This is a genomic window from Rhizorhabdus argentea, assembly GCF_037861105.1.
In the GTDB taxonomy this organism is placed as follows: Bacteria; Pseudomonadota; Alphaproteobacteria; order Sphingomonadales; family Sphingomonadaceae; genus Rhizorhabdus; species Rhizorhabdus argentea.
This window is the reverse complement of record NZ_JBANFK010000044.1, coordinates 1-10,317: the sequence shown is the minus strand read 5'-3', so window position 1 is coordinate 10,317 and position 10,317 is coordinate 1. Positions and strand designations below refer to the sequence as shown.

Here is a 10,317-nt window from a genome sequence, read left to right as displayed (position 1 = left end):
TTCATCGAGAATTTCGCGGAATTCGCGGATCATGTCGACGAAGGCGTTCGTCAGGCGGCACCGAAGGCGGCCTGACGTCGCACGGCAACGCGGCCGTTCGAAATGGGCCGCTACCCTGACGCGCGCCCGACACAACACCACAAACCAGTGGAGTATCCCATGAGCATCACGCCAATCGTCAAGAAGATCCTCTCGGCGTACGAAAGCGACAATCCCGGCGTGAAGGCGAACCTCGCCCGTATCCTCATGCAGGGGCAATTGGGAGGCACGGGCAAGCTCGTCATTTTACCGGTCGATCAGGGGTTCGAACATGGCCCCGCGCGCAGCTTCGCGGTCAATCCGGAAGCTTACGACCCGCACTACCACTATCAGCTCGCTATCGATGCAGGACTGAGCGCCTACGCCGCGCCGCTCGGCATGCTTGAGGCTGGGGCCGACACCTTCGCCGGCCAAATACCGACGATCCTCAAGGTCAACAGCTCCAATAGCTGGGCCACCGTGATCGGCCAGGCGGTCACCGGCACCGTCGATGATGCGCTGCGTCTCGGCTGCTCGGCCATCGGTTTCACTATCTATCCGGGCTCGGATCACGTGCTCGATCAGATCGAGGAAGTCCGCGAGCTGTCGGCACAGGCGAAGGCGGTTGGCATAGCGACCGTGATTTGGTCCTATCCTCGTGGCGGTGGCATCTCGAAGGCGGGCGAATTAGCGCTCGACGTCGGTGCCTATGCCGCGCACATGGCAGCGTTGCTTGGTGCGCACATCATTAAGGTGAAGTTGCCCAGCGACCACATCGAGCAGGATGACGCAAAGAAGGCTTATGAAAGCTTCGGCGTCTCCACCCCGGCCGATCGCGTAGCGCATATCGTGCAGAGCTGCTTTGCTGGCCGCCGTATTGTTGTCTTCTCCGGAGGCGCGGCCAAGGGGACCGACGCAGTTTTTCAGGACGCGCGCGACATCCGCGATGGCGGTGGCAACGGCTCGATCATCGGCCGCAACACTTTCCAGCGCCCGCGCGATGAAGCAATCGCGATGCTCCGCAAGATCACAGCCATCTACAAGGGCGAAGAATTATAGCAGCACGCCAACATCTCAACACAGGTCTTTCCGCAGAGCCCGGCTTGCTGCCAAGGGAGATGGCTCGAAGATCTACGGCTCACACGCCGAATCCAACGATCTGAGAAAGAATCTTGCTCACGATCTGTGCGGCCGCGGCGTTCCGCAAGCCTCGGGTACGATTCCCATGACCCGCTCCATCCTACCATCCACCGACGTCCACGCGGGGGTTTAGAACCCGCTGGAATCGGCGGCGTTTCTCTCCTTCAGGCCGGTGAATGTTGCGGGCATTCATGCGTAGCCGGGCAGATCGGAGCCTTTGGAGTCTCGATCGAGCTGGTTAATGTGGGAGGCTGACCCGGACGGGTCGCCGCCATCGCACTAAGCAAATCACACTTCAGATTTGTATTTCTTTGAAGATCAAAAGGCTGTTGTTCAAGAGTACACTCGGTTGATATGGAATCTCGGTAAGAACGAAAGTTTATTGTTTCAGCCTGTTTGACCCTGTTACTTACTGGTATCGCGATTCTGTAGAGCGACGAGCATGGCCCCCTCTCGACGGCAAGCCTGGATTGCCTCATTCAACACCGGCCGCACTTTGCTGGATCCGCTCTCGACCTCAACATGCTCGGCGAGCAGCACCCACCGACTGCTGCTATATAGTTCGACACTGCGCTCCGCTGAGCTTCTATGCCTAAGCCGGAGTAGCCCTGCTTGTGTGCTGACGCGCAGGTAATGGTGCTCTCAATGCCGGGCGGCATCACCGATGCGGCGACGATCCACGACGCGGTCCAGGCTTTTGCCCACGTCGAGTTCGAAGGGCAGTTCGCCTATATGGTCGCGCTGCATACCGATACCGATCATCCGCATGTCCACCTGACCGTTGCGACCCAGGGCGAAGACGGAACACGCTTCAATCCGCGCAAGGCCGATCTGCATCACTGGCGCAAGAGCTTTGCGCACGAATGGCGGCACCGCGGCGTGGCGGCCGAGGCAACGCCGCGCCGCGCACGCGGCCATGTTCAAAAGCGGGTTCGCTCGCCGGCGCTGCATCTCGAAGCGCGCACGGCGGACCAGGGCAGGGGGCTCGACATCCATCGGCTGACCGAGAAACGCGCGGCCGAGTTCGCGCGCTCGGCTGAGCCGGAGCGGCGGCCCGAGGATGTGGCGGCGCTCGGCCGGCAGAAGTTCATCCGCGGTGCCTATGCGCAGGCCGCCGCAGCGCTGGCCGCGACGGGCAAGGAGGATGACCTCGCTCTAGCTGAAGACGTGACGAGCTTCGTCGCGGCGATGCCGCCGGCCGTATCGCGGCGCTTGAAGCGCGCACGCGAAATCATGATGGCCGAACGGGCTGCTGGTCGCGGTGTCGGGCGTAGACCAGAAACCGGAAACGAAGGTGGCAAGACACCCGACCGCGAACGGCCCAAGCCGCGCGATCAGCATCGATAGGGCAGGGGCCAAGCCGCGAGACCGCCGCGGTCAGCGTTGATCCATGATTGTTTGAAGCTGTGTCCGGCGCTTATTCGCCGACCCCGAAGCCGGTGATGACGCGCTCGACGAGGCTGATAGCCACATGCCGATGGAATTGCCCCGGCCGTCTCACCTTCCCCTCTGGCGCCGCGTCACGCACATTGAGTCCGAATGGCTACCTAGAGTTCCCCGTTATCCATCCGGGCGTCAGGACAAGGCGCACAGGGAACTGGAGCGCTGTTCTGCTGGCGAGCGTATTAAATCGTGGAGTTCTCGTGCTGGCGTGAATGAAGCTGGTAGGCAATTCGCGGATGCCGGCGGTCGGCAATCTAGGCACTCCTGTGGAAAACGCCGGATCTGAACTTCGCCCTTCCTGCATCGTTACGAGGGTATGACGAACCAGCTGCTCGTACTCGTCAACAGCGCGGGCGGCGCGGCCGCTGCGGCGGGCGATGCCTTGTCCGATACGCTGGTCGCCGCATTCGCCGCTACGGGAGTGACTGCCGAGGTCCAGATTCTGGCCGCCGGGGCGATAGCGGCGGCGATTACGGGCGCAGTAAAAAAACGCCGTCGTGTCGTGGTGGCGGGCGGGGACGGGACAGCCGCCTGCGCCGCACAGGCCATGATCGGGAGCGATGCGGAACTGGCACTTCTGCCGCTAGGCACACTCAACCATCTCGCACGCGATCTCGGCATACCCGCCGATGTGACCGCGGCGGCAAAGGTAGCGGCATGCGGCCCGGCAACCACAATCGACGTTGGCGAGGTTAATGGCCATCGGTTCGTCAACAACGCGTCGATCGGTATCTATCCGTCGATGGTCAGAGGGCGTGACGCCCATCGCGAGCATCGAGGCTGGCCGAAATGGCTGGCAACCGTTCCCGCTGCCTGGCAGGCGCTCTCCGGTCTGCGGCATCATCGATTGCGGATCGATATGGGGGAGGGCGAACAGCCAATCGTTACCTCGCTGCTGTTCGTCGGCAATAATAGCTATTCGCTCAACGCCGGCAAGGTCGGGTCGCGGGCATCGCTCCAGGACGGGATGCTCTCGGTCTATGCGCTGACCAGCCGAAGTCGGCTGTCGCTAATCTGGTTCGCAATCCGTGCCTTGTTCGGCAGGATCGATCGCGAAGTCGATTTCGTGGCGCTCGGCACGTGCGAAGCGCTCACGGTCCGCGCGTCCCGGCATATGGTGGAGATCGCGCTCGACGGCGAGGTGTGCGACATTACTTCCCCGCTGGAATTCAGGATTTGCGCTCGCGCTCTGCGGATCGCCACGCCTGCTGATCCTTCGGCGAGTGAAAAGGTCGCTCTCAGTCAGAAGGCGCCTCCATGATCATGACGTCATCGCCTGCAAACGGCGTTGAACCGGCCACCTTCATTTTCGGTCTTGCACCACGGTGCCGCCAACGTCGCCACGCGGAAGGGCAAGCAAACCGGCTCGTGTGCAGTCCCCGTTCGAGGTCAACCGGCAAGGCTATCGAGGGCACCGGTACAAGCGTACCCGCAGGTTCGAACGCTGGGCGATCGGTATCCGGCGAATATACCCGCACCTCGCAGCCCGCTTTCGCCTCCAGATAAGCGACAAGGCGATTCAGCGCCTGATTGGCCCCTTCACGCAAATAATTGTAATTGGCTGAAAAAAGCGCGATGCGCATCTAGAGACGGCGGAAATTGAGCGTGGCGTTGAGCAGAAACATGACGAGACCCGCCACCCCGAGTACGCGCACGATGAGATAGTTAATTGTTGTCAGCTTGATTATCGCCGCAAAGAAAGCGGTCGTCACAACGAGGCCCATCGCGGCATTGATCAAAAAATAGACATATCCGTCCGCAACGCCTCGTTGAACGCGCTGCGGTGCGCCATTACCGCTCCCGCGACGTAAGAAGCTTGGCATCTGAAAATGTTGCGCCATTCCTATGGGGACCAAAGCGACCGGCGCGCTGACGACGAGAGGCGTCATTCGAGCTCTAGTTCGACAGACTGCGCGTCGCCAAGTCTCCGGGTCTAGGTTAGCGACATCGACAACTAGTGTCTGCTGTTGCGCATCGAACGCTCGTGCGGCATCCTAAATCGAGTGAGAATCACCCCCAGTTATCGCCATCGGCAACAGTTTTCTCAGCACCGCCCATCTCGCCCTCGACCCGTACGGCTTAAGCTGAAACATTGAGCTGCGCAGTCGAGGACAACGACCATTCGTCCGCCTTAACCGCCATTCAGTCCGCAGCAAGGCCGTTCTGATAGCCGATTGTCGTGCCGGTCTGAATCCGGCCAACACCGCCTGGTCACCTCCTCCGACCGGACCTCAGAACGTTACGGCGAAACAGCCGACTGCCTGAACAGATGGTGATCGGCACCCATAACGCCTGCCACGTCAGGGCAAATAGATGTGGCAGCAAAGACGCGTTCTGAGCAGCGCGTGCCAGCATGGCGAATGGCGAACTGAACGGGAATGCTACCGCCGCGAACTCGACCGCGTGGCCAGGTGAATTTGTCGCGTAGCCGGCAAGCAAGAAGATCGCCAACTGAGCGAGGGAGAGGGGCATCGAAAGCGTCTGCACCTCTCTCATGGTCTCGGCGACGCTGCCGACACCCAGTAAGAGGGCGCCCATCAGCATATAGGCGGTGGTGAAATAGCAGGCCGCCAGCATAAGGAATAGCGGCCAGCCCATGGCCGGCCGGCTGAGGTCCGGCAATTGAACCGGGAACAGCAGCTGTAGCGCCGCTCCCGATATACTCCACATGATGATCGCGATCAGCGCGATACCAAATATCGCCAGCAGCTTGCCAACGAATATCGCGTCGATAGGCACGCTGGCAGCCAAGATCTCCAGGATCTTGCCGGTTTTTTCCTCGACCAGATTGGATAACAGCATCCCGGAGAGCATAAGAGTCAGCATGAACAGCGCCCCCTGCGCGGCCTGGGCCGTGGTCGACAAACCTGTCGAGGCTGACCTGTCCCGCGTTCGCGCAACGATGTGGGTAACGAGCGGCGCCGTCGCGCCTGTATGGCGTAGGTGGGCAAAGTCGAGGATCAAGGCAAGCTTTCCCCGCCATCGTCCGACATCCTCGCCTGAGCCCGTCAGGATCGGACGCTTGAGCGAACCCGATATTATCGCCTGATATCTTCCCCCTCTTTGGGTGCACCCGAGCAGATCGGCGGCTTGGTCGAGTCGGACGGATGTGCAGCGCGCGCTGGCAAGCCGCGGCAAGCCCTCCACGTCGAACTCACGCTCAAGCGTGTCGCGCGACGCGACCATCCTGTTGGCATCGCCGGGGGGAAGGAACATCCCAATGATGGGCGCAGCGCTTGTTTCAGCGGCATTGGATTCGAGCGTGCTCATGCCCATGGCAACGACTACGAAAATCAGCGGGGCCATGAGAAAGAAGGCGAACGCCTTAGTTCGCGCATGGGCGGTAAAATCACGGCGCCCAATCACCCAGGCGGCACGCAGGGTCTCGCTCATAACCCACGGCCCTCCGCTCTGATCGTCACTCGCTCCCTGGCCGACGCCTCGGTGATTGCAAGAAATGCGTCGTGCAGGCTAGGACGCTCGATCGACAGCGCGATTATCCCAGCGTCGCCATCGATCAGCGCGCGCAGCAGCGGTTCCACGCCGCCTTCGGGAAGGTTGAAGCACCATTCACGCCCGTCGATATGCGCGTCCGCGGGGATAGCCTTCTGCCACGGCCCTGTCGCTGCGCGCGTCTCGAGGTGAACCTGCTGCGGTAAGCGGCTCCGCGCTTCATCCACCGTACCCGTGAAAATATCTTTCCCAGCAGCGATAATGGCGATCTCGTCACACATTCGTTCGGCATGAGCGATGACGTGCGTTGAGAAGAGGACAGTCACGCCGGCCTTCGCTCGAGCCTTGAGTATCTCCTCGAATTTCTCCTGGTTGAAAGCATCGAGACCCGCGAACGGCTCGTCCAGGATCACGAGCCGTGGCTCATGAACGAGCGTCCCTAGCAACTGAACTATTTGCGCCATGCCCTTGGACAGTTGGCCGACTTTTCGATGGATGGCGTCGCCCAGCCCATGCGCTTCCATCAACGCCCGTGCACGACAACGCCCTTGGCGCAGCGGCATTCCCCGCAACGCGCCCATGAAAGCGATGGCGTCAGCAGCCTTCATCGTCGGATAGAGACCGCGCTCTTCGGGAAGATACCCGACATAGCGCGCTACCTTGAGTGGGTTCACAGCGCCAAGCAGCCTATGCGCGCCCGCGTCGGGTTCGATAATCCCGAGCAGCATACGCAGCGTGGTTGTCTTGCCAGCGCCGTTAGGACCGAGGATGCCAAAGATCCCGCCGTGCCGGACGCGCAGTGAGAAGCCGTCGACAACGCGGGCGCCATCGAACTCTTTGACGAGTCCCTGAGCGTCGATCGCCCACGCCAAGAAGTCAGGGTTATTCGTCACGTGAAAGGGTCTCGATCATATACAGTTGTCCTATCTGAGCGGCAACCCGCCTGTGGCAAGACATCTCGACGCCGCGCATACAACTTCAATTGGCGTTCGCTAATGTCACGGTCAGGCCGCTGCACATGACGTGTTCTTTTTTCCCGGTCACGTTCGCGACCAACGGGGGCCTCGAGCGTTTGCTCCGCGTGCGCGAGATCCATTCCATGCAACCATCGGTTCAAGATCGGCTATTGGCTGGTACTGGCACGGTTACGGTGATTGGCTTGTTCGGCTATCTGCTCGTGATCGGCCTTTCGGCCCAAATGCGCGAAAGGGTCGAAAAAACTATGGCTCTCGTAAATCTAGAGCTGCCAGCAACGTCAGCACCTCATGCCAATCCGCGCGTCCACCCGCACAAGGCGAAATCCTCCCGCGCGGCCTCGCCTCGCAACTGGAAGAATAAAGCGACCGAGGTGATCGCTCTGCCACCGGTGGTAACGGTGCCATCGCCCATCATCGGCGCGGCGAGGGTTGGGTCGGGGAAGGTCAATGTCGCGGGCGCGTCCAACGTGCCGGGACCGGGCGAAGGTGCCGGCGGCGAGGGGAATGGCACCGGAAGCGATGGAGATGGCGATGGCGATGGCGATGGCGATGGGGGCGTGCCCCCGCACCAGATCAAGGGCCATCTTACGATAGGCGATCTACCGGCGGCGCTACGCGATCCTGGCACATCAAAAACCGTTGGGGTCCAATATGCTGTGGAGAGCGACGGTACTGTAAGCAGTTGTGATGCCGCCATATCGAGCGGCAACCTCGCGCTGGACCAGTTGACATGCCGATTGATCCAGCAGCGCTTCCGCTTCCGTCCGTCGCGGGACGCGGAAGGGCGGCCGGTGAGGTCGGTCATCGAGGAAAGCCACACTTGGACAATCGACAAGAGCAGTGCCCCACCCGGCCCATAGCGGGCCACAGCTCAGTCGCTTCGCTGTAGCTAACAGCCGTTGCGATGCCGGGTATGGCTCTTATCCAGGTGGCGGCCAAGCAGGGCTCCGCCGACGCCGCCCGCCACCGTTCCCAGCAGCCCACCGCCGACCGCATTTCCAATCACGGCACCACCGGCGCCGCCGGCAATAGTGCCAACCGCACCGTTACCGCCGCCGCACTTGTGACGATAATAGCGATTATGCCCGTGATAAACGTGGCGGTGATAACTGGCGCCCTGCGCCTGGGCAGGAGCTACCATCGGCATGGTCAAAATAGCCGCCAAGGCACTGATCGTGAACTTGTTACGCATCTGATTCTCCTCCGTACTAATCTGCGTAACGTGGCAAGCCGGTATATAGTTTCGCCTCCGATGGAATAGCGGTGGTGGTCCGATCGGAATCATCAGCCATGGCTTGGGAGCGGACCGGGTTACCCGGTCCCTCCACCCATTGATCGAGTTGCGCTAGGGCAAGCCTCCCAAACCTTGCGCGACGATGCGACATCGGCGGGCACATTCGCGGACATCTGCCGTGAACCTCAAACGGGTGCCAATCCGGACGGCAGCGCGTGAGCGCTACGATCATCGACAGTGCAATTTTTCGTTAAGGCATTGCCTCTCCCTGCCAGGGCCAGGGTTGCCTTCATGTCCTGTCAACGATCGTCATGCTCTCGCTTGGACGCAGCCTGGATAAAAGCCGGCGGCTCCTCAAAGTCGTCCCATGGTAGTTCTCGATGCAGTGTCAACGACCACCTTTCTAGCCACTCGATACCATCCGGACCAACATAAGTGTCCGCGGTCCGGTACGCCGGATCTCTGGTCGCGCTGTCCAGCGTCACGGCGCGCAGACCCTGGTGTCGAAGGAGCCGGGCCAATTCATCTATGCAGTCCGCATTCAGCCGCGACACGTGCAATTGCATCACATAGGGAATGTTCCTTCCGAATAGGGCCACCCCAGCCCTCCGGTACCAAGCCACCATCCGCTTGGTATACGACAGATACGCGGTCTTGATGTGTAGCCGCTGGCGCTTGTCTCTCTGCATGACGGCATGATCATAGGGACCTGAAAACAACCAGTCGGAGTTTTCCATCGTAACGGGCGCGATGCGGTATCCGCTGCGGATCAGCCATTTTTTTATCGCCTCTTTACGCTTGAGGGGAAAGCCGGTCTCCAGATAGGGGTAACGGAACCACCGAAGATGCCTTCCTCTCTCCGAGAGTAAAGGAGCAGTGATCTCTGCGCCGCGCGCAACATCTCGGATAAACTGATTAGCCGTGATTGCGTTGGCGGACTCGTGCGAATAGGTGTGGTTGCCCAGCGACATGCCCGCATCGAGCCACATTTTGAGAACCTCGATCTGCTTGGCGCGATTTAGTTCGTTGATTTTCCCTTCGTTCACGAAGCCGATGGCCGGCAGATGGTGGCGCTCTAATCCCTTCAGCAGAAGTTCGTTGGTGCGCGTAACATATGCCTGCGAAGCGATCACCGTTGCTGCTGGGAGGTCATCGAAGGTCAGCGCAACCCGATCGAAATGAGCTGACGCTGGTCCCGCGGCAAGGGCAATGGCGGCGGCCAAAATCAGCCTTATAGATTGACAGGATCGCACCCTATTCCAACGCCGGCCCGGCGGCATCGTTCCGGGTGCGCGCGACCAACATGCAACCGCTCGCGATGGCACCAAATGGTGGATCCCTGTATGAACGGGCGCTGCTAGTTCCATTCAGCCACCCTCCACAAAGACTCGGCTAAAGCCTTCCTATCGGCGCTAGGACCGATGAAAGGATTTGGAGATGGCACGCAAGTTGATCAGCATGGCAGTTCTCGCAGCGAGTGTTACGACTACCATCGTTCCCTCGGTCGCAATGGCGCGTGACTATGATCGCAATCGCTCAGAGCAGGTACGCGGCTATGCCGACGACGGCTGGTACGGCGACCAGCGTGATTATCGCGACAGCTACCGCCGTCGCGTTTCGGACGACGGATATGATCGCCGCGCTTATAATCGAGCCCACGGGCGCGAAGGTTATTATGCGCAGAACGGCTACCGGTCCGATCAGGTCTATCGCGGCTCCGATCGCTACTACAGGCAGCGCTGCGATGGCGGTAACGGTGCGGTCGGCACAGTCGTAGGCGGTGCCGGCGGCGCGGTACTGGGCAATGCGTTCGGTGGTGGAACGCTTGGCACTGTGCTTGGTGGACTAGGCGGCGCTCTGCTCGGCAGACACCTTGATAAAAAGCATACGATCGAGCGAAACGGCTGCTGATGGACCAGGATCGCTCCAACGGATGCGCCCATCTCCTTTAGCTGCACACGAAAGCGAAGAGAGACGTAAGCATTCGGCGAGGGCCGCGGTGACGAGCGTCAGTCGTTTGCCGATTTCAGAATACGCTTTGCAGCGGCATTG

At 60.6% G+C, this 10,317-nt stretch carries 9 protein-coding genes and 2 pseudogenes; 5 read left to right on the top strand and 6 right to left on the bottom strand.

The features are described 5' to 3' along the window. Window positions 1–159: 159 nt before the first annotated feature. The 3 genes and pseudogenes from AAC645_RS20090 (at window position 160) to AAC645_RS20080 (ending at window position 3,862) form a co-directional block, all read left to right on the top strand. Complete coding sequence (locus AAC645_RS20090; RefSeq protein WP_340318359.1) at window positions 160–1,077, top strand: class I fructose-bisphosphate aldolase; 918 nt, start codon at window positions 160–162, stop codon at window positions 1,075–1,077. A 714-nt stretch (window positions 1,078–1,791) separates the two neighbouring features. Continuing rightward, window positions 1,792–2,505 (top strand): annotated as a pseudogene (locus AAC645_RS20085) (relaxase/mobilization nuclease domain-containing protein); the annotation flags it as partial. 412 nt (window positions 2,506–2,917) lie between these two features. Beyond that, window positions 2,918–3,862 (top strand): diacylglycerol/lipid kinase family protein, encoded by a 945-nt coding sequence (locus tag AAC645_RS20080; RefSeq protein WP_340318358.1) that lies wholly within the window; start codon window positions 2,918–2,920, stop codon window positions 3,860–3,862. Window positions 3,863–3,995: 133 nt separating this feature from the next. Here AAC645_RS20080 and AAC645_RS20075 read toward each other — a convergent pair. The 4 genes and pseudogenes from AAC645_RS20075 to AAC645_RS20060 all read right to left on the bottom strand — a co-directional run. Then, a pseudogene (locus AAC645_RS20075) lies at window positions 3,996–4,184 on the bottom strand (glycosyltransferase family 1 protein); the annotation flags it as partial. Then, on the bottom strand, window positions 4,185–4,490 hold the full coding sequence (locus AAC645_RS20070; RefSeq protein WP_340318357.1) for a hypothetical protein: 306 nt from the start codon (window positions 4,488–4,490) through the stop codon (window positions 4,185–4,187). It lies immediately after the preceding pseudogene. Between the two features lie 322 nt (window positions 4,491–4,812). Then, entirely contained in the window at window positions 4,813–5,994 is a 1,182-nt protein-coding gene (locus AAC645_RS20065) for an ABC transporter permease (RefSeq protein WP_340318356.1), read from the bottom strand. Then, window positions 5,991–6,947 (bottom strand): ABC transporter ATP-binding protein, encoded by a 957-nt coding sequence (locus tag AAC645_RS20060; RefSeq protein WP_340318355.1) that lies wholly within the window; start codon window positions 6,945–6,947, stop codon window positions 5,991–5,993. Before AAC645_RS20060 ends, AAC645_RS20065 begins: the two co-directional genes overlap by 4 nt. Before the next feature lie 455 nt (window positions 6,948–7,402). Between AAC645_RS20060 and AAC645_RS20055 the strand changes: the two genes are divergently transcribed. Beyond that, window positions 7,403–7,891: an energy transducer TonB gene (locus AAC645_RS20055; protein WP_340318354.1), complete on the top strand. Its 489-nt coding sequence runs from the start codon at window positions 7,403–7,405 to the stop codon at window positions 7,889–7,891. Between the two features lie 29 nt (window positions 7,892–7,920). On the opposite strand, the gene AAC645_RS20050 is transcribed toward AAC645_RS20055, so the two are convergent. Beyond that, on the bottom strand, window positions 7,921–8,223 hold the full coding sequence (locus tag AAC645_RS20050) for a hypothetical protein (protein ID WP_340318353.1): 303 nt from the start codon (window positions 8,221–8,223) through the stop codon (window positions 7,921–7,923). A gap of 341 nt (window positions 8,224–8,564) precedes the next feature. Continuing rightward, window positions 8,565–9,488: a polysaccharide deacetylase family protein gene (locus tag AAC645_RS20045; protein WP_340318352.1), complete on the bottom strand. Its 924-nt coding sequence runs from the start codon at window positions 9,486–9,488 to the stop codon at window positions 8,565–8,567. Window positions 9,489–9,702: 214 nt separating this feature from the next. Here AAC645_RS20045 and AAC645_RS20040 point away from each other — a divergent pair, with 214 nt between their 5' ends. Next, window positions 9,703–10,176 carry a glycine zipper 2TM domain-containing protein gene (locus AAC645_RS20040; protein ID WP_340318351.1) on the top strand — a complete coding sequence of 158 codons (474 nt, stop codon included), beginning with the start codon at window positions 9,703–9,705 and terminating at the stop codon, window positions 10,174–10,176. Window positions 10,177–10,317: the final 141 nt, after the last annotated feature.

Excerpts from the sequence above, each read along its gene's own strand:
- AAC645_RS20090 (WP_340318359.1), top strand. The coding sequence starts at position 160 with ATGAGCATCACGCCAATCGTCAAGAAGATCCTCTCGGCGTACGAAAGC.
- AAC645_RS20080 (WP_340318358.1), top strand. The coding sequence starts at position 2,918 with ATGACGAACCAGCTGCTCGTACTCGTCAACAGCGCGGGCGGCGCGGCC.
- AAC645_RS20070 (WP_340318357.1), bottom strand. The coding sequence starts at position 4,490 with ATGACGCCTCTCGTCGTCAGCGCGCCGGTCGCTTTGGTCCCCATAGGA.
- AAC645_RS20065 (WP_340318356.1), bottom strand. The coding sequence starts at position 5,994 with ATGAGCGAGACCCTGCGTGCCGCCTGGGTGATTGGGCGCCGTGATTTT.
- AAC645_RS20050 (WP_340318353.1), bottom strand. The coding sequence starts at position 8,223 with ATGCGTAACAAGTTCACGATCAGTGCCTTGGCGGCTATTTTGACCATG.
- AAC645_RS20040 (WP_340318351.1), top strand. The coding sequence starts at position 9,703 with ATGGCACGCAAGTTGATCAGCATGGCAGTTCTCGCAGCGAGTGTTACG.